We start from the raw sequence: 20419 nt of genomic DNA, 5'->3' as shown, positions 1-20419 counted from the left end.
ATTGGACCGGCGCGGGTAGCACAGCGGGCCGACATCTCCGGCCCGCCGGTCCACAGTCGCGATCTCTGTCCACAGCTGCCGGCAGGGGCCCACGACACGGCGCCGCGCTCCCTAACTTCGGGGACGTGCGTGATCATCGGCAGCCGACCCGGGGCGAACCGGCCCGGGTGGCCGAGCGCACCCGGGAGCTGCTGGCCCGCTTCGACGACGGCTCGCCCCTGCTGGTTCCGGACCGGCCGGATCCACCGGAGGCGGGGTCCTCGGGGGTGCCGGATCCGGCGGAGGTACGGCGCGGGCCGGCCCGGTGGCGGCGGCTAGCCGCCCGGGTGCCGGTGCGCCTCGACCCGGGACGGCGGGCCGCGCTGTCCGTCGGGGTGGCGGTCGTGGTGGCGGCGGTGGCCACCGGCGTCTGGTTGCTGTCGTCGCAACCGCAGCCCATGTCGGTGTCGACCTCGAGGCCGCCGAGCGCGGCGGCGATGCCGGCACTCGGGAGCACGTCTTCCTCCGCCGACCCGACCGCCGCCGGCCCCGCCTCGGTCGCGGTGTCGACCCCGCCGTCGCTCGTGGTGGTCGATGTCGCGGGGAAGGTGCGCCGACCCGGGCTGTACCGCCTCGCGCCGGACTCCCGGGTCGACGACGCGGTCCGGGCGGCGGGCGGTCCGCTGCCCGGTGTGGACCTCAGGAGCCTCAACCTCGCAGCGAGGGTTGTCGACGGCCAGCAGATCCTGGTCGGGCCGGGCGCCGCTCTGCCCCCTGCGGCCGGGACGGGGAGCGCGGGCAGCTCCGGCTCGGCCGGTGGCTCGATCGGCGCCGATGGTCCGGTGAACCTCAACTCGGCCGATCTCGCCCAGCTCGAGACACTGCCCGGCGTCGGACCGGTGCTGGCCCAGCACATCCTCGACTGGCGCGGCGCGCACGGCAGCTTCCAGTCGGTCGACCAGCTCAACGACGTCACCGGCATCGGCGACGTCAAGTTCGCGGCCCTGAAGCCGCTGGTCACGGTATGACGACCCCGCTCGCGGCACCTGGGAGCGAGCCGCTCGATCTGCGGCTCGCCACCGGCGCGGTCGCGGCCTGGCTGGCCTGCGTGCTGCTCCTCGATGCCACCACGGGCGCAGTCGCCGTCGCGGCGCTGGGTTCGGTCGCGGTCGGGCTGCTGGCGCTCGGAGCGGCCCGGCTCGTGCCGGTGCGCCGGCCCGTGGCGGGTCACGTCGCCGTGGTCGGCCCGGCCGTTGCCCTCGCCGCGTTCTGCATCGCCCTCGTGCTGATCCCGCTGGCCGGCCGCATCGGGCACGCCCGGGCCTCGCCGCTGTTCCGGCTGGCCGCGCGGCACGCGAGCGTGACCCTCGACCTCACCGTGGCCGCCGATCCGGTGACCCTGGCCGCCGCCGGTCCGGCCGGGGCGCCGCGAGTGGCCGTGGAGACCTCGGCCGACGCGGTCCGCGCCTACGGTCCCGCCGTCGGGGCATCCGGAGCGGTACTCGTGCTGGGCGACGCCGGGCCGTGGCGTGACACCTTGCCCGGGCAGCGGGTGCGGCTCGAGGGCACGCTGCAGCCCGACCTCGACGGCAGCGCCCTGTCGGTGACGCTGTTCGCGCGCGGCTCCCCGCACCTTCTCGGGGTGCCGCCGTGGTGGCAGCGGGTGGCCGGGACGATCCGCCACGCGCTCCGGCAGGCCGCGTCCGGACTCCCGCCCGACGAGCGGGGGCTGCTGCCCGGCCTCGTCGACGGTGACACAGCCGACCTCGATCCGGTGCTCGCGCAGCGCTTCCGGCTGGCCGGGCTCACCCACCTGGTCGCCGTCAGCGGCACCAACTGCAGCCTGGTCGTCGGCGCGGTGCTGCTACTGCTGCGGCGGGCCCGGGTGCGGCCGTGGGTGAGCGCGCTGGTGGGGGGCGCCGTGCTGCTGATGTTCGTGGTCGTCGCCCGTCCTTCGCCGAGCGTGCTGCGGGCGGCGCTGATGGCCGTGGTCGCGCTGAGCTCCCTGGCCAGCGGGCGGCCGCGGGCGGCGCTGCCGTCGCTCGCCGTGGTCGTGCTCGGCCTGCTGCTGTGGGATCCGACGCTTTCGGCCAGTGCGTCCTTCGCGATGTCGGCCCTGGCCACGGCGGCGTTAATCGTCATCGCGCCGGGGTGGGCGGGTGCGCTGCGGCGGCGCCGGGTGCCGGCCGGGCTTGCCGAGTCGGTGGCGGTCGCGGCGGCGGCGCACGTCGTCACCGCGCCGGTGGTCGCCGCCATCTCGGGTCAGGTGAGCCTCGTGGCGATCGGGGCGAACGTGCTGGCCGAACCGGTCGTTGCCGTCGCGACGATCGTCGGCTTCCTGGCGGCCGTGATCGCGCCGCTCGGGCTCGGTGCCGGGGCGGCGTTGGCCTGGGTGGCGGGCTGGCCTTGCCGCTGGCTGGTGCAGGTGGCCGACTTCTTCGGCGGCCTGCACGGCGCGGTGCTGCCGTGGCCGGGCGGCGCGGCCGGCGGCCTGGCGCTGCTGGTCGTGCTGGCGGTGGTGGCGCTCGCCTCCGCCCGGATCGGGGTGCGACGCGTGCTCGCCGCGGCGGCGGTCACGGCGCTCGTCGTGCTCATCCCGGTACGCGCGGTCACCTCCGCCTGGCCGCCGCCGGGCTGGGTGTTCACGGCCTGCGACATAGGCCAGGGCGACGCGCTGCTGCTCGCGGCCGGCCCGCACCAGGCCGTGGAGATCGACGCCGGCCCGGATCCGGTGCTGATCGACCGCTGCCTGCGCGATCTCGGCATCACCTCGGTGCCCCTGCTGGTCCTCACCCACCTGCACCTCGACCACGTCGGCGGAGTGGTCGGGGTGGCGCACGACCGCCCGATCGGCGCGATCCTGGCCGGCCCGCTCGACGAACCGGCGTCCGGCTCGGCCCTCGTGCATCGGGTGGCGACGGAGCGGGGCCTCACGGTGTACAGCCCGGTCGTCGGCACCCGCCTGCAGATCGGGGCGGTCCGGCTCGACGTCCTCGGCCCGGCCCGGCCGTACCGGGGCACCCGATCGGACCCGAACAACTCCTCCCTGGTCCTGCGGGCGACGGTCGGCGGCATCCGCATCCTGCTGCCGGGCGACGCCGAGATCGAGGCCCAGCAGGCGATGCTCGCCGCCGGGCTGGATCTCCGCGCCGACGTGCTCAAGGTGCCGCACCACGGCTCGGCCTATTCCGATCCCGACTTCCTGGCGGCCGTGCACGCCCGGCTCGCGATCGTCAGCGTCGGCCTCCACAACGACTACGGGCACCCGTCACCGCGGCTGCTCACGACGATGGCCCGGCTCGGGGTGCCGCTGCTTCGCACCGACCGCGACGGCGACGTCGCCGTCGTGCCGCAGGGTGGACGGGTGGCGGCCGTGCGGCACGGCACCGCGGCGGCGTCCGCCGCGGCCGCCGGGCCCGGCCCGCTCGTCGCGTCGGTGCCCGGTGCGAGGATGAACGCATGCCAGCACGAGCGGTCAGCCCGGACGATCTCCCCAGCCCGCTCCCCGGCGTCCTCCTGCTGGTCGGCGACGAGGACCTGCTCATCGACCGAGCCATCAGCGCGGTCACCGCCGCCGCCCGCCGGGTCGACCCCGAGGTGGTCGAGACCGAGCGCACCGGCGGCGCCATCGAGGGTCCCGAGCTGCACGAGATGCTCGGGCCGTCGCTGTTCGGCGATGCCCGCGTGATGATCATCCGGGCCGCGCAGGACGTCCGCGTCGCGGCCGCGGCCGTGCTCGGCCCGTACCTGAGCTCACCGGCCGACGGCACGACGGTCGTCCTGCAACACGCCGGCGGGGCCAAGGGCAAGGCCGTGCTCGACACCGCCCGCAAGGCGAAGGCGCTGGAGATCGGCTGCACGAAACTGACCCGCCCCGACGAGCGGGCCGACTTCGTGCGCACCGAGATCCGTCGCCACGGCGGGCGCATCGACCCCGAGGCGCTGTCGATGCTGATGGACGCGGTCGGCAGCGACCTCCGCGAGCTCGCGAGCGTGGCCGGGCAGCTGGTCAGCGACTCCGGCGGGGACATCGGCCTGGAGATGGTGCGCGCGTTCCACAAGGGGCGCGCCGAGGTCACCGGGTTCGCGGTGTCCGACCTCGCCGTCGTCGGCCGCAGCGGGCCGGCGCTCGAGGCGCTGCGCTTCGCCTTGTCGGTGGGGGTGCCGCACGTCGTGATCGCCGACGCGCTGGCCGACGGCGTGCGGTCGGTGGCCCGCGTCTGGTCGGCCGGGCGGGGGAGCGAGTACGAGCTGGCGAAGCGGCTCGGCATGCCGCCGTGGAAGGTGAAGCGCGCCGGCAGTCAGGGCCGGGGGTGGACCGAGGACGGCCTGCGCCACGCCCTCGGGGTCGTGGCCACGCTCAACGCCGATGTGAAGGGCGCCGCGGCCGATCCGGCCTTCGCGCTCGAGCAGGCGGTCCGCCGCATCGGCGCCGCCCGCGCCGCCAAGGTCTCCGCGCGCTGAGGGTCCGCACGCTGCGGGTCCGCGCGCCAAGGTTTCCGTTCGCTGAGATTCCCGCACGCTGCGGGTCCGGCGACGCGAAGAAGCCGTGCGACCAGGGTCACACGGCTCGTTCGGTGAAGCTTCGAGTTAGAGCGACTTCGCCCGCAGCGCCATGGCCGACTTCTTGTTGGCGGCCTGGTTGGCGTGGATGACGCCCTTGCTGGCGGCCTTGTCCAGGTGACGCGACGCGGTGGCGAGCGCGGTGAGCGCCTGCTCCTTGTTCCCGGCGTCGGCCGCCTCACGGAAGTGCCGGATCGACGTCTTCAGTGCCGACTTCACGCTCTTGTTGCGCAGGCGCGCGACCTCGTTGGTGCGAATGCGCTTGATCTGGGACTTGATGTTTGCCACGAAAGCCTCGACGTTCTCGTTGTGGTGGTCACCCGCAGGACGGATTCGGTGGTCCGCTAGGTGCTGGTGCACCGGCGAGCAGACAACCTCGCCAGACTATCAGCGCGGCCGGAACGTCCCCAAATCCGGGCGGGATCAGCTGCTGGTGGCCCGCACCGTGACGAGCTCGTACTTCGTGTAGAGGTAGGTGCGCACGCCGTCGGTGCTGCTGACGATGTCGGCGACCGCCTGGTCCTCGCTCTCGTCGTCGCCGTAGACGGTGGCGGCGCCCTCGCCGTCGAAGTACACGCCACCGTCGACCGGGGCGAGGTCGGTCAGCTGCACCACGACGTAGCGGCCGCCGAGGGTCGACACGAGGGTTCGGATCTCGGTGCTCTTGGCGTCGTCGGCCTGGCGGTAGACGCCGACGACCTCCTGCCAGTCGTCCTCGCCGGGCGTCGTGTTGACGAGATCGCCCTTGCGCAGGTCGACGGCGGGCAGGCGGTACTCAACGGCGGCACGAGGGTCGGTCATGCCCCTCATCCTGCCGGATCGTCCGCGGGACCCGTGCCGGGGGAGGGTGCTCGCGCCGGCGAGCGGCCCGGACCCGGAGGTCAGCCGAAGGGCAGCTGCGGCTGCGGCGGCCCGTGCGTCGGGTCGACGCCGTCGAACAGGCTGCTGATCGACTCGCCGCCGTGGATGCGCGAGATCGCCTCGGCGAACAGGGGCGCGACGGACCGCACGGTGAGCTCGGGCCAGTCCTCGGGCGGCGGCACGGTGTCGGTGGTGACGACCTCGCTCACCAGCGGGTGCTCGCGCAGCCGCTTCACCGCCTTGCCGGCGAACAGGCCGTGGGTGCACGCGATCGCGGCGCTCGGGCAGTCCTGCTCGGCCAGCTTGTCCAGCAGCTCGATGATCGACCCGCCGGTCGCGATCTCGTCGTCGAGCACGATCGCCTTCTTCCCGCGCACGTCGCCGACGATCGCGTCGATGACGACGCGGTCGTCGGACACGCGCTGCTTCGAGCCCGCCGCCACCGGCAGGCCCAGCAGGCGGGCGAACTGGGTGGCCGTCTTGGCGTTGCCGAGGTCGGGGGAGACGACGACCGTGTCGTCGAGGTCGCGGCCGCGGAAGTGGTCGGCCAGTTCGCCGATCGCGGTCAGGTGATCGACCGGGACGGAGAAGAAGCCGTGCACCTGCGGCGCGTGCAGCGTCATGGTCAGAACCCGGTCGGCGCCGGCCGTGGTCAGCATGTCGGCGACGAGACGCCCCGCGATCGAGATCCGCGAGGCGTCCTTCTTGTCCGAGCGGGCGTAGGCGTAGTGCGGGATCACCGCGGTGACCTGCGACGCCGACGCCCCTCGCGCCGCGTCGAGCATCAGCAGCAGCTCCATGAGGTGCTCCTGCGTCGGCGGCACGAGGGGTTGCACGACGTAGACGTCCCGCTGGCGGCAGTTCTCCTGCAGTTGGACGTAGAGGCAGTCGTTGCTGAACCGCCGGATCTCCACCGGCGACAGCGGGACACCGAGAGCGTCGCAGATGCTGGTCGCAAGAGGTCGGTGGGCACTCCCGGAGAGCACCACGATCTCGCGCATGAGGTGCAGGCTATCCCGAGCCCCGCCCGCGGTGGGAAGGGATCAGCGGGTCGCGACCGTGAAGCGCGCGCGGCGGTGGGCCGGCTCTTCGAGTTCGTCGAGCGCGGCGACCGCGTAGTCCTCGTAGGAGATCCAGTTGCCGGCCGGCACCTCGTCGGCGATCGCGTAGCTGCCGGTGCGCTCGCCGGCCTCGATCATCGGTGCCGGTGACAGGTAGCCCCAGTCGAGCGAGTCGTCGGCGCCGCGCAGGAACTCGAGCACCTGGGCCCCGGCGAGCGACTCGGACTTGTAGGCCTCGGGGAACTCGGCGGTGTCGACGAGGCGCACGCCCGGCGCGGCCAGCAGGCTGCCGGCGCCGCCGACCACGAAGAACCGGGTCGCGCCGACGACGGCGGCCGCACCCCGGATGAGCGGGGCGAAGGCGAACGGGTCCTCGCCCGGCACGCGAGACGGGCCGGTCGCGGTGACGACGACGTCATGGGCGGCGGCCACCGCGGCCACGCCGTCGGCGTCGGCGAGATCGCCGGCCTGCCAGACCGCCCCCTCGGGCACGGGCGTCGTGGGTTCGCGCCGACTCAGGGCGGTGACGTGGTGGCCGCGCCTCAACGCCTCGGTGACGATGCGCGAGCCGATGTTGCCGGTCGCGCCGTACACGGCGATCTTCATGGGAGTTCCTTTCGTAGCGGTGGTCGAGACCAACAGTAACGATTGGTAACTGAGTACTTCAACGTGCCATAGTTACCTTGTGACTACCAAGCACGACCGGGCCGGCAACGTCCTGGACGTCAATTGCCCGAGCCGATTGGTGCTCGACCGCATCGCCGAGAAGTGGACCGGGCTGGTCGTGCTCGTCCTCGGCGACGGCACGCTGCGCTTCGGCGAGCTGCGCGAGCGGGTCGGTGGGGTGGCCCCCAAGGTGCTGACCCAGACCCTGCGCGGGCTGGAGCGCGACGGGCTGCTGACCCGCACGGTCTACGCCGAGGTGCCGCCGCGGGTCGAGTACACCCTCACCGACCTCGGCCGGTCGCTGCGCGAACCGCTCGCCGTCGTGCAGGCCTGGGCCGAGAACAACGTGTCGAAGGTGATGGCCGCGCGCGAGCGTCATGGCGGTTGACCGGGCCGTGAGAACATGGGGCGGACGCTTCACCCGACCCGCCGGAGAGACATCTTGAGCAGTTCGCCGACCGCCGGCGCCGTCGGCCGGACCGATCCGGCGATCATCCGCAACTTCTCGATCATCGCCCACATCGACCACGGCAAGTCGACGCTGGCCGACCAGATGCTGCGGCTGACCGGTGTGCTCGATCCGCGCCAGGCCAAGGCCCAGTACCTCGACCGCATGGACATCGAGCGCGAGCGTGGCATCACCATCAAGGCGCAGAACGTGCGCATGCCGTGGACGAGCCGCGAGACCGGCGTGCCGCACGTCCTGCACATGATCGACACCCCCGGCCACGTCGACTTCACCTACGAGGTCTCGCGCAGCCTGGCCGCGTGCGAGGGTGCGGTGCTGCTCGTCGACGCCGCCCAGGGCATCGAGGCGCAGACCCTGGCCAACCTCTACCTGGCGCTCGAGAACGACCTGCAGATCGTCCCCGTGCTGAACAAGATCGACCTCCCGGCCGCCCAGCCCGATCTCTACGCCGCCGAGCTGGCGCACATCATCGGCTGCGAGCCCGACGACGTGCTGCGGGTCAGCGCCAAGACGGGCGAAGGGGTCGAGGCCCTGCTCGACGTGATCTGCCGGGACGTTCCCGCGCCGGTCGGCGAGGCGGATGCGCCGGGCCGGGCGATGATCTTCGATTCGGTCTACGACATCTACCGCGGCGTCATCACCTACATCCGCGTCGTCGACGGCCAGTTCACCCCGCGTGAGCGGATCAAGATGATGTCCACGCAGGCCACCCACGAGCTGCTCGAGATCGGCGTCATCTCGCCCGAACCGGTGCCCTCGGCCGGGCTGTCCGTCGGCGAGGTCGGCTACCTGATCACCGGCGTGAAGGACGTGCGCCAGTCGCGCGTCGGAGACACCGTCACCGACGCCGCGAAGCCGGCCAAGGAGAGCCTCGGTGGCTACCGCGACCCGAAGCCGATGGTCTACTCCGGGCTCTATCCGATGGACGGCTCGGACTACCCGCTGCTGCGCGACGCCCTGGACCGACTGCAGCTCAACGACGCCGCCCTGGTCTACGAGCCCGAGTCGAGCGCCGCGCTCGGCTTCGGCTTCCGCTGCGGCTTCCTCGGCCTGCTGCACCTCGAGATCACCCGCGACCGCCTCGAGCGCGAGTTCGACCTCGATCTCATCAGCACCGCACCGAACGTCGTCTACCGCGTCGTGCTCGAGGACGGTGTCGAGCACGTCGTCACCAACCCGTCCGACTGGCCGGCCGGGCTCAAGGTCAACGAGACCTACGAGCCGTACGTGAAGGCGATGATCATCGCGCCGAGCGAGTACATCGGTGCGATCATGGAGCTCTGCCAGGAGCGGCGCGGCAACCTCGGCGGCATGGACTACCTGTCCGAGACCCGGGTCGAGCTGCGCTACACGCTGCCGCTGGCCGAGATCATATTTGACTTCTTCGACCAGCTGAAGTCGCGCACGCGGGGCTACGCCAGCCTCGACTACGAGCTCCAGGGCGAGCAGTCGTCCGACCTCGTCAAGGTCGACATCCTGCTGCAGGGCGAACCGGTCGACGCGTTCTCGGCCATCGTCCACAAGGACAAGGCCTACGCCTACGGGACGTCGATGACGACCAAGCTGCGCAAGCTCATCCCGCGCCAGCAGTTCGAGGTGCCGATCCAGGCCGCGATCGGTTCGCGCGTCATCGCCCGCGAGAACATCAGCGCGATCCGCAAGGACGTCCTGGCCAAGTGCTACGGCGGTGACATCACCCGCAAGCGCAAGCTGCTGGAGAAGCAGAAGGAAGGCAAGAAGCGGATGAAGATGGTGGGCCGCGTCGAGGTGCCGCAGGAGGCCTTCATCGCCGCGCTCTCCACCTCCGACGCCCCGGCCAAGAAGTAGGTCAGCCCCCGAGCGGCAGGTGGGCGATGTCGCCCTGACCGCCGACGGCGATCACGGCCAGCGCATCGACGGTCAGCCGGAACCCTTCGACCGGCCGTGCCGTGAGGCGGCGCAGCGCCGGCGGGGGCACCCGGGTGGCGAGCGTGCAGTGCGCGAGCCACCCGTCCGGCTCGCTCCGCGCCCCGAACGCGGGCGGCCAGTGCCCGGCGAGGGTGGTGTGCGCGTCGTGCTGCAACGCCTGCAGCGCATCGGTCGCGGTGATCGCGACGAACAGCACGCCCGCCTCGAACGACGCCAACCCGGTCGAGGTGAGCGTGAAGGGTGCGTGGCGGGCGGCGATCTCGCCGGCGCGCGTCACGACCGCGGCCGGGTCCGCGACCCGCGCCGCGGCGAGCGTGAGATGCGGGCGGTGCGCCCGCCGCACCCGCAGTCCCTCACGCTCGACCAGCCGGCGCAGGCGTTCGACCTGCTCGTCGCCGGCCGTGTCGAACGCCGCGCAGACGACCGCGGTCGTCACATCTCGATGACGATCTTGCCGACGAGGTCACCCGAGGCCATCGCCTCGAGGCCCTCGCCGATGCGGTCGAGTGGCAGCGTGCGGTCGATGTGCGGCCGCAGCCCGGTGGAGTGCAGGAACGAGATGAGCTGGGCCAGCTCGGTCTTCGTCCCCATGGTCGAGCCGACGAGCTCGAGCTGGAGGAAGAAGAACCGGTTCAGGTCGGCCGGCGGGTTCGGGCCGGAGGTCGCGCCCGAGATGACGATCCGCCCGCCCGGCTTGAGCGAGCGGGCCGAGTGCGAGTAGGTCGCCTCGCCGACGGTCTCCATCACGGCGTCGACCTTCTCGGGCAGCCGCGCGCCCGAGGCGAAGGCCCGGTGCGCGCCGAGCTCGAGGGCCCGGGCCTGCTTGTCCTCGGTGCGCGCCGTCGCGTAGACGGTGAACCCGGCCGCCCGGGCCATCGCGATGCAGGCGGTGGCCACGCCGCCGCTCGCACCCTGCACCAGCACCGACTGGCCCGGCTTGAGTCCGGACTTCGTGAACAGCATCCGGTACGCCGTCAGCCAGGCGGTCGACAGGCAGGCGGCCTCGCCGAAGGACAGGTCGGCCGGCTTGGGCAGCACGTTGCGCTTCGGCACGATCACGTACTCGGCCAGCGAGCCCTGGTGCTTCTCCGACAGCAGCGTGCGACCCGGATCGGTCGTGTCGTCGCCCGTCCAGCCCGGCGTGTTGATCACCGCGTGGACGACGACCTCCTCGCCGGTCGACTCGTCGATGCCGGCGGCGTCGCAGCCCAGGATCATCGGCAGCTGCTCGGCTTTGATGCCGACCCCGCGCAGCGTCCAGAGATCGTGGTGGTTGAGGCTGGCCGCCTTCACCCTGACCCGGGTCCAGCCCTCCGGCGGTTCGGGATCGGGGCGTTCGCCGACCACCAGCCCGTCGAGCGGCTGGTCCGGGTTGAAGGATTCGGCGTAGGCGGCGCGCATGTCCCGACCCTAGCGAGCGCCCGACATCTCGGCGGGGGCGCTGTCCAGGGCGCCCTGGATCGCCGCGATCAGCGCGCGGGCCGACTCGGCGGTCAGCTCGACCGCCACCCGGGCCGACGGCCCCTTGGCCGGGGCGGCGAGGTCGATGTTGAGGGTGTGTTCGGCCATCGCGTGGACCGGGTGGTCGAAGTACACAGTGGCATCGGTGACCCGGAACCAGCTGCCGTTGGGACCCTTGGCGCTGCCCGTCATCGGCGCGGTGAGAGTGGCGTAGGTACACATGTCAGCCTCCGAGATGGGTCGCGTAGAAGTCGGTGATCTGCTCCCAGCCGTCGTTCGCCGCCTCGACGCGGTAGGACGGGCGATCGGTGGAGAAGAACGCGTGGCCGGCGTTGTCGTAGCGGTGGAACTCGTGCGGCTTGCCGAGCTCGGTCAGCCGCTCGTCGAGCTCGTCGACGTGCGCCGGTGACGGGTGCTGGTCGTCGTTGCCGAACAGGCCGAGCAGGGGGGCCCGCAGGTGGGGCAGCTGGTCGACGAGGTTTGTCACCTTGAGCGGGAAGCCCTCGGGTGGCGTGCCGACGACGTAGGCGCCGTAGCAGTCGACCGCGGCGTCCACATCGACGTTGCAGGCGGCGAGCACGGTCTGCCGGCCGCCCGAGCAGTAGCCGATGACGCCGACCTTGCCGTTCGAGGTATCGAGCGAGCGCAGGTACGCCGCGGCCCCGCCGACGTCGCCGACGAGCTGGGAGTCGGGGATGCCGCCCTGCGCCCGCGCCGTGGCCGCGGCGTCGTCAGGCGCGGCCCCGGGCGCCTGGCGCCAGTAGAGGTTGGGGCAGATCGCGTCGTAGCCCAGCTCGGCGAAGCGCCGCACGATCTCTTTCGTCGCGCGGTCGTAGCCGGGCAGGTGGTGAATGACCACCACGCCGCCGCGCGCCGCGCTGCCGTCGGGACGCGCGAGATAGGCCTCGATCTCGTCCCCGTTGTCGCCGCTGATCCGGATCGTCTCTGCCGTCAAGGTGTCGCCCATGAGTTCGATCGAATCACCTGCGGCTGAGGAACGTCCGGCGGGGGAGCCGTTTAGAGTCAGCGATCGTGCGCCGAGTCCGTCGAACCCGTAGGCCGCTGGTCGCGCTGGTCGCGCTGCTGGCCGCGCTGGTCGTCGGCTACGGCGTCAAGGCGTTGTCCTCGGGCGACCATGCGAGGACGAGCGGATCGACGAGCGCGAGCACGTCATCTGCCCGGGTCCCGCTCTCGTCGCTGCCCCAACAGGCCGGGGCGACGGTGCACCTCATCGAGCAGGGCGGCCCGTTCCCGTACCCGCGCAACGACGGCGTCGTGTTCCGCAACAACGAGCGGCACCTGCCGAGCGAACCGACCGGCTACTACCACGAGTACACCGTGCCGACCCCGGGTTCACGTGACCGCGGTGCCCGGCGGATGATCATGGGTGGGGGCGGGGAGTTCTGGTACACGGGCGACCACTACGCGACCTTCCAACGTGTGGACGTCAACCGGTGAGGATTCTCGATGACCGACCTGAAGGCGACGATCGCTGAGCTCTACGCGCGGCTCGCCGTGCCGGACTGGGCCTCGCCCAACCTCGACGGCCTGGCCGACGTGCTGCGTGACCTCTCCTGGCGCCCCGAGGGCGAGGTCACGCTCGAGCTGCCCGACCTGCGCGCGCTGCCGATGGACGACGCCGTGCGGTTGATGCGGGTGCTCGTGACCGCCGAGGTCGAGACGGCCGACGGCCCCCGCCCGGTCCGCCTGACGGCCTGACCCGGCCCCGGAGCGCACACTGGTTCCGTGCCCTCCGCCCTGCCCCACGGTGATCCGCCGCCGCCCGACGGCCGCCTGCCCCGCACCGCGCTCGACGGTGCGCGCGATCAGCCGTTCGGCGTGTACGTGCACGTGCCGTTCTGCCAGACCCGCTGCGGCTACTGCGATTTCAACACCTACACCGCCGTCGAACTGGGCGACGGGGTCAGCCGGGGCAGCTACGCCGACACCGTGCTGCTGGAGCTGCGCCTGGCTGCCGACGTGCTCGCCGCGGCGCCCATGGCCGAGGATCGGGTGCCGCCGGTGTCGACGGTGTTCTTCGGCGGCGGCACGCCGACGCTGCTCCCGGCCGAGCACCTCGGGCTGATCATCGCCGAGATCCGTGAGCGGTTCGGGCTGGCCCGCGATGTCGAGATCACCACCGAGGCCAACCCCGACACGGTGACACCCTCGTACCTGGCCAAGTTGCGCGACGCCGGCTTCAACCGCATCTCGCTCGGCATGCAGTCGGCCGTGCCGAAGGTGCTCGCCGTGCTCGACCGCACGCACCGGCCGGGCCGGCCCGAGGAGGCCGTGGCCGAGGCCCGCGCGGCCGGCTTCGAGCACGTCAACCTCGACCTCATCTACGGCTCGCCGCACGAGACCGACGCCGATTGGCAGGCCTCCCTCGACGCCGCCGTCGCGGCCGGCCCCGACCACGTGAGCGCGTACGCGCTGGTCGTGGAGGAGGGCACGGCGCTCGCCCGGCAGGTCGCGTCCGGGGTCGTGCCCGCGCCCGACGACGATGCGATGGCCGACCGCTACGTGATGGCCGACGAGACCCTGCGGGCCGCCGGATTCGAGTGGTACGAGATCTCCAACTGGGCCCGGACGCCGGCCGGCCGCTGCCGGCACAACGAGCTGTACTGGAGCGACGCGAATTGGTGGGGCGTCGGGCCGGGCGCGCACAGCCACGTCGGCGGGGTGCGCTGGTGGAACGTGAAGCATCCGGCACGCTACGCGGCCCTGCTCGACGCCAACCAGAGCCCGGCCGCCGGCCGCGAGACCCTGGACGCCGACGCCCGGCTGACCGAACGGGTGATGCTGGGCGTGCGCCGCCGCGAGGGGCTGGCCGTCGGCTCCCTGCCCGAGGCGTCCCGCGAGGTGCTGCCGCAGCTGGTGCGCTGGGGGCTGGTCGACCCGGCCCGCCACGGCGAGGGGCAGCTCGTACTCACCCAGCGCGGCCGCCTGATGGCCGACGCGGTCGTGAAGGACCTGCTGGCGGTGGTGTGAGCCACGCCTGCGCAGCGAACCAACGGGCACAGTCGCCGTCGGCGGCCGACCCGAGCGCGGCGGGGTAGGCCGCCGTCTAACCGCCGGCGCGCAGGGCGTCGAGATCGAGGATGCGCACGTGCAGCGTGTTGCGGCCCTGCAGCGCGGCCCGCAACGCCCGGTGCAGGCCGTCCTCGAGGTAGGTGTCGCCGTGCCACAGCACGGCGTGCGGGAAGAGGTCGCCGTAGAACGTGGAGTCCTCGTCCAGCAGGTGGTCGAGTTCGAGCTGGCGCTTGGTGGTGGTCAGCTCGTCGAGCCGGACCGTGCGTGGCGGCACGTTGGCCCAGTCGCGCGTCGACAGGCCGTGGTCGGGGTAGGGACGCCCGTCCCGTACCGCCTTGAAGATCACGTGCTGCCCCTGCCGCAGTGCCGAAGTGGTCATCCCGACCCTATCGTCACGCCGCGTCCGGAACGCGCCCTAAGCTGGAGCCATACGGAAGGGGTCGATCTGACGTGGGCGTCGAGGACCGCAAGCTCGAGGTGCTGCGCGCCATCGTCGAGGACTTCATCGTCACCAACGAGCCGGTGGGCAGCAAGGCCCTCGTCGACCGGCACAACCTCGGCGTCTCGCCCGCGACGATCCGCAACGACATGGCTGCCCTCGAGGAGGACGGCCTGATCGCGCAGCCGCACACCAGCGCGGGGCGGGTGCCCACCGACGCCGGCTACCGGATGTTCGTCGACAAGCTGACCGAGATCAAACCGCTGTCGGGGGCGGAGAAGCGGGCGATCCACACCTTCCTCGACGGCGCGGTCGATCTCGACGACGTGCTGCACCGGGCCGTGCGCACGCTGGCCCAGCTCACCCGCAACGTTGCGGTCGTCCAGTACCCGTCGCTGTCACGCAGCCGCATCCGCCATCTTGAACTCGTCATGCTCACGGCCTCGCGGCTGATGCTGGTGGTGATCACCGACACCGGACGCGTCGAGCAACGCATCGTCGAGCTGCCGGCCGAGGTGATGGACACCGTCGTCTACGAGCTGCGGGCGACGCTGAACGCGCGGCTGCGCGACCGCCTGCTCGCCGAGGCCCCCGAGGTCATCGGCGACCTGCCGACCCACGTGGTGCCCGAGCTGCGCGGCCTGCTGGCCACGCTCACCTCGGTGCTGCTCGAGGTGCTCGTGGAGCCGAGCAGCGACCGGATCCTGCTCGGCGGCACGGCCAACCTGACCGAGCGCACGCTCGACTTCCCGGCGATCCGCCCGGTGCTCGAGGCGCTCGAGGAGCAGGTGGTGCTGCTGCGCCTGCTCGACCAGTCGGTCTCGTCGTCGAAGATCGTGGTGGCCATCGGCAACGAGACCCAGCACGAGGGGTTGGCCACCGCGGCCGTGGTGTCGAGCGGTTACGGGGTGCGCGGCTCGGCCCTCGGCGCCGTCGGCGTGCTCGGCCCGCGCCGCATGGATTACGCGCACACCATGGCCCGCGTCGCCGCCGTGGCGCGCTACGTCGGGACGCTGCTCGAGGAGCGGTGAGGCGCCCCACCACGGGCTGAGCGCACCCCGCTCAGATCCGTACACTGAACTGGCACTCGCCGCACCTGAGTGCCAGACGCAATTGAGGACGGATCCGATTCGTGGCTGAAACCCCGCGCAACTACTACGACCTGCTCGGCGTGAAGAAGGACGCGACGCCCGAGGAGCTCAAGCGCGCCTACCGCAAGCTCGCCCGCGAGCTGCACCCCGACGTCAACCCCGACCCCGCGGCGCAGGACCGGTTCAAGGCGGTCACGACCGCCTACGAGGTGCTGTCCGACCCCGAGAAGCGGCGCATCGTCGACCTCGGCGGCGACCCGCTCTCGCAGGGCGGCGGCGCCGGTGCCGGCAGCGGTGGCTTCAGTGGCTTCGGCGGGTTCGGCGACGTCTTCGAGGCATTCTTCGGCGGCGGCGGCCCGATGGGTGGCGGCCGCGGTCGGCGCAGCCGTGTGCGTCCCGGTTCGGACGCGCTGCTGCAGATCTCGCTGACGCTGGAGGAGACGGCGTTCGGCGTGCGGCGCGAGATCGTCGTCGACACCGCCGTCGTCTGCGAGACCTGCACCGGCAACGGCTGCGCGCCCGGCACCTCGCCGCGCACCTGCGCCACGTGTGGCGGCGCCGGCGAGATCCAGTCGGTCCAGCGTTCCTTCCTCGGCCAGGTCATGACCACGCGGGCCTGCTCGGCCTGTGGCGGCACCGGCGAGCAGATCCCGTCCCCGTGCCCGACGTGTGGCACCGAGGGGCGGGTGCGGGCCCGCCGCACCAAGACCGTCGACGTGCCGTCCGGCATCGAGGACGGCATGCGCATCCGGCTCAGCGGCCAGGGTGAGGTCGGCCCCGGCGGCGGCCCGGCCGGCGACCTGTACATCGAGATCTCCGAGATCCCGCACGAGACGTTCACCCGCGAGGGCGCCGACCTGCACTGCACGATCGGCGTGCCGATGACCTCGGCCGCGCTCGGCAGCGAACTCGTGCTGAGCACCCTCGACTCCGAGGAGAAGATCGAGGTCCGGGCCGGCACGCAGAGCGGCGCCGTGCTGCACCTGCGCGGCAAGGGCGTGCCCAAGCTGCGCAGCACCGCGCGGGGCGATCTCTTCGTGCACGTCGAGGTGCGTACCCCGACCCGGCTGGACGAGGAGCAGGAGCGCCTGCTGCGCGAGCTCGCCGAGCTGCGCTCGGAGGATGTCGCGGTCACGACGCGGTCGGCCGGACTGTTCGGCAAGGTGCGCGACGCCTTCCGGCAGTAGCCGATGACCCCGCCGCTGTTCCTCGTCGACGCGCTCGACGACGGTGCGGAGTTCACGCTCGGCGGCGACGAGGGTCGTCACGCGGCCCGGGTGAAGCGGCTCGGCGCCGGCGAGGTCGTGTGGGTGGCCGACGGCCGCGGTGCGCTGGCCGAGTGCGTGGTCGCCGCGGCTCTCACCGACGGGTTGCGGCTGACCGTCACCGCGCGGCGGTCGGTCGCCGAACCCGATCCGCGGCTGGTGATCGTGCAGGCCCTGCCCAAGGGCGAGCGGGCCGAGCTGGCCGTCGAGACGATGACCGAGCTCGGGGTCGACGCGATCGTGCCGTGGTCGGCGTCGCGCTCGATCACGCAGTGGCACGGGCCGAGGGGCGACAAGGGGCTGGACAAGTGGCGCCGCACCGCGCGGGAGGCGGCGAAGCAGAGCCGTCGGGCCCGGGTGCCGGTGGTCGACCCGGCGGCCTCGACGACCCAGGTGGCGGCGCGGCTGGCGGGCGCCGCGCTCGCGCTGGTGCTGCACGAGGACGCGACGACGTCCCTTGCCGCGCTCGACCTGCCGAGCGGCGGCGAGATCGTCGCCGTCGTCGGCCCCGAGGGCGGCATCTCCGGCGACGAGCTGGACTCGTTCGGTGCGGTCGGCGCGGTGCCGGTGCGGCTGGGCGATCCGGTGCTGCGCACCTCGACGGCCGGCCCCGCCGTCCTCGCCGCGCTGTCGCTGCGGCTCGGGCGGTGGGGCTGACCGGACTACGCCGGCGCAGCGAAGACCGCGTCGACGGTGATGCGGACCCGGGTGCCGAGGAGGAACCGCGGCGCCGTGATGCCGAGGTCGCGCCGGTCGAACTCGGCCGTCGCGTGCACGGCGAGGGTGCTGCCGTCGCCCGGCGTGACCGTGGCGCCGAGGGTGATCGCGGTGCGGTGCCCGTGGCCGGCGAGCACGCCGGGGACCGACCAGCCGTCCTCGCCCGGCGCGATGCCGGTGGCGTCGAACGTGAAGCCGGCGCTGCTCAGGCTGCTGCGGAACTGCCAGACTCCCGCGGCGAGGCCGAGGGCGATGCTCATGCGCAGCATCCTGGCCAAGCTCGGCTTCACCAGCCGCACCGAGATCGCGACCTGGCGGCTGCGCACCCCGGTGTAAGGCCCTCGCCGCGCGGGGGTCAGGGGTGCGTCGGGGTCGGGGTGCTGCTGGTCGTGGTGGACGGGGCCTCGTAATGCCCGGTGATCTCCACCGTCGGCGCGCACGCGGTGGACGTGTTCGCGCAGTCGATCCCGATCGTCAACGGCTTGCCGGCGGACACGGGAAACTGGCGCGCCGCGTCGAGTGTGAAGGTGTGGTCGCCGAGGCCGGCGAGGGCCTGATCGAGGACGACCGTGCTTCCCTGCACGAACCGGATTCGGCCGGTGTCGTCACTGTTGTGGAACCGCAACTCGGTCACGACGAAGGTGTCGCCCGAGGCCAGCGGCATCGTTGCCGTCCCCGTGCTGTGCGCGTTCGCGCGCACCGTCAGCCCGATCGTGAGCGACGAGGAGTAGGCCGGCACCGAGCTGCCGCAGAATCCGGGGTCGAGCGCGCCGGGCTCGCAGGGCGTAGTGGGCACGGGACTCGGCATATCGCTCGAGGTGGGGGCATCGGTCCGGGTACACGGGTCGTCGGTCGGGCTGGTCGACGGGAGCGGCTTCAGCACGACCGTCGGTTCGACGGTCGAGCCCGGAACGGCCGGCGTCGTGCTCACCGGCGGCAGGGTCATCGCGATGCCGCCGTTCGGCGGAGCTGCGGTGGCCGAGCCGCTCGCCGACGGAACGGGAGTGCTGCTCGGCAGGTGCAGCGGCAGGTCGGACGCGGTGGACGTGACCGGCGTCGGGTAGAGCGTCGAGGGGGGAGCGGCCGGGAGCGGGTACACCGGCGGGATCGCCGAGGCCGACTCGCTCGGCGCGGCCGACGTCGAGGTCGGGGGGCAGGGGACCGGCGGCACCGGGCCCCCGCCCGTGGCGGTCCCGCTGTCGCGGGTGGCGGCGAACGTGGCGACACCCCCACCGATGACGACGACGGCGGCCGCGGCGGCGAGGGGAGCGGCGTAGGCGCGCCGCTCGCCGAGCGGGGCGGACTGCGTCGCCACCCGGATCATGTCCTCGGCCCGGGCGGCATCGAAGCCGACGTGGGCGGCCTGCAGGTCGCGGCGCAGGGCCGCGGTGATCTCGTCGTCGAACGTCATGACGTGACCTCTTCCCGGGAGTCGGTGGTGGGGACGCCGGTGGCGGCGCGGAGGGCGGCGAGACCGCGGAAGGCCTGGCTGCGCACGGTGCCGACCGAGATCTCGAGCGTCTCGGCGATCTCGTCGTCGGGGACGTCGCCGAGGTAGCGCAGCACCAGCACGGCGCGTTGCCGGGGCGGCAACGCCCGCAGCAGCGGCAGCAGTATCTGCCGGTCGTCGACGCCCTGTGTCCCCGACCGCGACACCGCCCGCTCCGGCGGTTCCGCGACCACGAGCTCGCTGCCCCGGTGCCGCCGCCAGCGACTCACGTTGCCGTTGAGGATCGAGCGGCGCAGGTAGGCCAGCGCCTGGTCGCGCCGGATCCGGCGCCAGCGCACATAGGCGTTCGCCAGCGCGGTCTGCACGAGATCCTCGGCCTCGGCCCGCGAGCCGGACACCGCGACCCCGATGCTCATCAGCGTCGACCAGTACTCGCGCGCGAAGTCCTCGAAATCCGAACGCACCGCGGCGTCGTCCACCGGCGATCCCTCCCGTCCGGGCCGCGCCGACCGCCGCCTCATCGATCCATACGCGGCCCGCGGCGGATCCGTTGCACGCGGACCACGTGCGTAATCTTCGACCCCATGACAACCTCCTCGCCCGATTGCCTTTTCTGCGGGATCGTCGCGGGCGACATCCCCTCGACCAAGGTCTACGAGGACGAGCACGCGTACGCCTTCGCCGACCTCAATCCCCAGGCCCCGACGCACGTCCTCGTCGTGCCGAGGAAGCACTTCAGCGACGTCGCCGATCTCGGCCGCGATCCCGATGCCGCCGCCGGGCTGCTCGCCGGCATCCGCGGGCTGGTGGCCCAGGAGGGGCTCGAGCACTTCCGGACCGTCCTGAACACCGGCGCCGAGGTCGGTCAGAGCGTGTTCCACGTGCACGCCCACGTCCTCGCCGGCCGCCCCATGGGCTGGCCGCCTGGCTGACCGGTCTGCTTGGTCTGGTCCGGTTGGTCAGATCGCTCACGCTGGGCGGCCCGGCCCGACGACGGGTCGGAGCTCTGGTCGTGAGCACGCCGACCGGGTCGGCGAGGGTGCTTCTCGACACCCACACGCTGGCGTGGGCGCGGATCAGCCCGGACCGACTTTCCGCGACCGCCCGGTCGGTCATCGCATCCACCGCGACGACCATCTTCGGGTCGTTACAGCGAGAAACTGGCGCGACTCGGCGCAGGCGAATCGGCGGTGACGAGCCGGCACGCGTTGACTGCCGGCGGTCTCCTGGTCCCACCGCGATCCCTCCGACCGCATGCTGGCGGCTCAGAGCGTGCGCGAGCCGCTACCAGTCGTCACTCGCGATGCAGCGTTCCGCGACTGCGCCGGCGTCCGTGTCGTCTGGCAACCACATCGACCCGTTATCGGGGGCCTTCCCGCCGGTACAGTGGAGTCGTCGCCCCTTCCCGCGGCGACCGCGAAGCCCGACCAGAAAGCCTGCATTGTCACCACAGTCA

At 72.6% G+C, this 20419-nt stretch carries 23 protein-coding genes and 1 pseudogene; 12 read left to right on the top strand and 12 right to left on the bottom strand.

The features are described from left to right. The first annotated feature begins 125 nt into the window (after positions 1 to 125). From VGN18_RS09440 to holA, 3 genes and pseudogenes are all read left to right on the top strand, one after another. Positions 126 to 1007, top strand: a complete 882-nt coding sequence (locus VGN18_RS09440) for a ComEA family DNA-binding protein (RefSeq protein WP_327539421.1) — start codon at positions 126 to 128, stop codon at positions 1005 to 1007. Continuing rightward, positions 1004 to 3157 (top strand): annotated as a pseudogene (locus VGN18_RS09435) (ComEC/Rec2 family competence protein); the annotation flags it as partial. The gene VGN18_RS09440 and the pseudogene VGN18_RS09435, both read left to right, overlap by 4 nt. Positions 3158 to 3438: 281 nt before the next feature. Beyond that, positions 3439 to 4443 carry a DNA polymerase III subunit delta gene (holA, locus tag VGN18_RS09430; protein ID WP_349259869.1) on the top strand — a complete coding sequence of 335 codons (1005 nt, stop codon included), beginning with the start codon at positions 3439 to 3441 and terminating at the stop codon, positions 4441 to 4443. Positions 4444 to 4569: 126 nt separating this feature from the next. On the opposite strand, the gene rpsT is transcribed toward holA, so the two are convergent. The 4 genes from rpsT to VGN18_RS09410 all read right to left on the bottom strand — a co-directional run bounded on the left by rpsT (position 4570) and on the right by VGN18_RS09410 (position 7070). Beyond that, positions 4570 to 4830 carry a 30S ribosomal protein S20 gene (rpsT, locus tag VGN18_RS09425; RefSeq protein WP_327539418.1) on the bottom strand — a complete coding sequence of 87 codons (261 nt, stop codon included), beginning with the start codon at positions 4828 to 4830 and terminating at the stop codon, positions 4570 to 4572. Between the two features lie 135 nt (positions 4831 to 4965). Continuing rightward, complete coding sequence (locus tag VGN18_RS09420; RefSeq protein ID WP_327539417.1) at positions 4966 to 5343, bottom strand: hypothetical protein; 378 nt, start codon at positions 5341 to 5343, stop codon at positions 4966 to 4968. 80 nt (positions 5344 to 5423) lie between these two features. After that, positions 5424 to 6404: a ribose-phosphate pyrophosphokinase gene (locus VGN18_RS09415; RefSeq protein ID WP_327539416.1), complete on the bottom strand. Its 981-nt coding sequence runs from the start codon at positions 6402 to 6404 to the stop codon at positions 5424 to 5426. Between the two features lie 42 nt (positions 6405 to 6446). After that, entirely contained in the window at positions 6447 to 7070 is a 624-nt protein-coding gene (locus tag VGN18_RS09410) for an NAD(P)-dependent oxidoreductase (protein ID WP_327539415.1), read from the bottom strand. A gap of 79 nt (positions 7071 to 7149) precedes the next feature. On the opposite strand from VGN18_RS09410, the gene VGN18_RS09405 reads away from it, so the two are divergent. Both VGN18_RS09405 and lepA read left to right on the top strand, forming a co-directional pair. Continuing rightward, the gene (locus tag VGN18_RS09405) at positions 7150 to 7518 is read left to right on the top strand and encodes a helix-turn-helix domain-containing protein (RefSeq protein WP_327539414.1); all 369 of its coding nucleotides are present in this window, start codon (positions 7150 to 7152) and stop codon (positions 7516 to 7518) included. A 15-nt stretch (positions 7519 to 7533) separates the two neighbouring features. Continuing rightward, positions 7534 to 9426 (top strand): translation elongation factor 4, encoded by a 1893-nt coding sequence (gene lepA, locus VGN18_RS09400; protein WP_414655034.1) that lies wholly within the window; start codon positions 7534 to 7536, stop codon positions 9424 to 9426. A gap of 1 nt (position 9427) precedes the next feature. Here lepA and VGN18_RS09395 read toward each other — a convergent pair whose 3' ends face one another. The 4 genes from VGN18_RS09395 to VGN18_RS09380 are packed head-to-tail and all read right to left on the bottom strand — an operon-like array spanning position 9428 to position 11935. Continuing rightward, positions 9428 to 9943, bottom strand: coding sequence for a 2'-5' RNA ligase family protein (locus tag VGN18_RS09395; protein ID WP_327539412.1), 516 nt, complete (start codon positions 9941 to 9943; stop codon positions 9428 to 9430). Next, the gene (locus VGN18_RS09390; RefSeq protein ID WP_327539411.1) at positions 9940 to 10908 is read right to left on the bottom strand and encodes a zinc-binding dehydrogenase; all 969 of its coding nucleotides are present in this window, start codon (positions 10906 to 10908) and stop codon (positions 9940 to 9942) included. The genes VGN18_RS09395 and VGN18_RS09390 overlap by 4 nt, the downstream gene beginning before the upstream one ends. Positions 10909 to 10917: 9 nt before the next feature. Next, positions 10918 to 11190 (bottom strand): DUF6295 family protein, encoded by a 273-nt coding sequence (locus tag VGN18_RS09385; protein WP_327539410.1) that lies wholly within the window; start codon positions 11188 to 11190, stop codon positions 10918 to 10920. Position 11191: 1 nt separating this feature from the next. Then, positions 11192 to 11935 (bottom strand): dienelactone hydrolase family protein, encoded by a 744-nt coding sequence (locus VGN18_RS09380; RefSeq protein WP_327539409.1) that lies wholly within the window; start codon positions 11933 to 11935, stop codon positions 11192 to 11194. Positions 11936 to 12000: 65 nt separating this feature from the next. Between VGN18_RS09380 and VGN18_RS09375 the strand changes: the two genes are divergently transcribed. From VGN18_RS09375 to hemW, 3 genes are read left to right on the top strand one after another with little or no spacing between them, the layout of a single operon-like run. Then, positions 12001 to 12426 (top strand): ribonuclease domain-containing protein, encoded by a 426-nt coding sequence (locus VGN18_RS09375; protein WP_327539408.1) that lies wholly within the window; start codon positions 12001 to 12003, stop codon positions 12424 to 12426. A 9-nt stretch (positions 12427 to 12435) separates the two neighbouring features. Continuing rightward, positions 12436 to 12687: a barstar family protein gene (locus VGN18_RS09370; RefSeq protein WP_327539407.1), complete on the top strand. Its 252-nt coding sequence runs from the start codon at positions 12436 to 12438 to the stop codon at positions 12685 to 12687. 27 nt (positions 12688 to 12714) lie between these two features. Continuing rightward, complete coding sequence (gene hemW, locus VGN18_RS09365) at positions 12715 to 13959, top strand: radical SAM family heme chaperone HemW (protein ID WP_327539406.1); 1245 nt, start codon at positions 12715 to 12717, stop codon at positions 13957 to 13959. A gap of 76 nt (positions 13960 to 14035) precedes the next feature. Here the strand turns inward: hemW and VGN18_RS09360 are convergent, their stop codons facing one another. Further along, positions 14036 to 14347 carry a type II toxin-antitoxin system VapB family antitoxin gene (locus VGN18_RS09360; protein WP_327539513.1) on the bottom strand — a complete coding sequence of 104 codons (312 nt, stop codon included), beginning with the start codon at positions 14345 to 14347 and terminating at the stop codon, positions 14036 to 14038. Positions 14348 to 14451: 104 nt separating this feature from the next. Between VGN18_RS09360 and hrcA the strand changes: the two genes are divergently transcribed. The 3 genes from hrcA to VGN18_RS09345 all read left to right on the top strand — a co-directional run bounded on the left by hrcA (position 14452) and on the right by VGN18_RS09345 (position 17453). Next, positions 14452 to 15471, top strand: coding sequence for a heat-inducible transcriptional repressor HrcA (gene hrcA / locus VGN18_RS09355; protein ID WP_327539405.1), 1020 nt, complete (start codon positions 14452 to 14454; stop codon positions 15469 to 15471). A 92-nt stretch (positions 15472 to 15563) separates the two neighbouring features. Continuing rightward, on the top strand, positions 15564 to 16718 hold the full coding sequence (dnaJ, locus tag VGN18_RS09350) for a molecular chaperone DnaJ (protein WP_414655035.1): 1155 nt from the start codon (positions 15564 to 15566) through the stop codon (positions 16716 to 16718). 3 nt (positions 16719 to 16721) lie between these two features. Next, positions 16722 to 17453, top strand: a complete 732-nt coding sequence (locus VGN18_RS09345) for a 16S rRNA (uracil(1498)-N(3))-methyltransferase (protein ID WP_327539403.1) — start codon at positions 16722 to 16724, stop codon at positions 17451 to 17453. Positions 17454 to 17458: 5 nt separating this feature from the next. Here the strand turns inward: VGN18_RS09345 and VGN18_RS09340 are convergent, their stop codons facing one another. The 3 genes from VGN18_RS09340 to VGN18_RS09330 all read right to left on the bottom strand — a co-directional run bounded on the left by VGN18_RS09340 (position 17459) and on the right by VGN18_RS09330 (position 19442). Then, positions 17459 to 17773, bottom strand: coding sequence for a YceI family protein (locus VGN18_RS09340; protein ID WP_327539402.1), 315 nt, complete (start codon positions 17771 to 17773; stop codon positions 17459 to 17461). 95 nt (positions 17774 to 17868) lie between these two features. Next, on the bottom strand, positions 17869 to 18924 hold the full coding sequence (locus tag VGN18_RS09335) for a hypothetical protein (RefSeq protein WP_327539401.1): 1056 nt from the start codon (positions 18922 to 18924) through the stop codon (positions 17869 to 17871). Further along, positions 18921 to 19442, bottom strand: a complete 522-nt coding sequence (locus VGN18_RS09330) for a SigE family RNA polymerase sigma factor (protein ID WP_327539400.1) — start codon at positions 19440 to 19442, stop codon at positions 18921 to 18923. Before VGN18_RS09330 ends, VGN18_RS09335 begins: the two co-directional genes overlap by 4 nt. A gap of 105 nt (positions 19443 to 19547) precedes the next feature. On the opposite strand from VGN18_RS09330, the gene VGN18_RS09325 reads away from it, so the two are divergent. Beyond that, positions 19548 to 19895 (top strand): histidine triad nucleotide-binding protein, encoded by a 348-nt coding sequence (locus tag VGN18_RS09325; protein ID WP_327539399.1) that lies wholly within the window; start codon positions 19548 to 19550, stop codon positions 19893 to 19895. Positions 19896 to 20419 lie beyond the last annotated feature (524 nt).

The organism is Jatrophihabitans sp. (assembly GCF_036000465.1).
Lineage (GTDB): Bacteria > Actinomycetota > Actinomycetes > Mycobacteriales > Jatrophihabitantaceae > Jatrophihabitans.
This window is presented reverse-complemented; position numbering and strand designations above follow the sequence as displayed.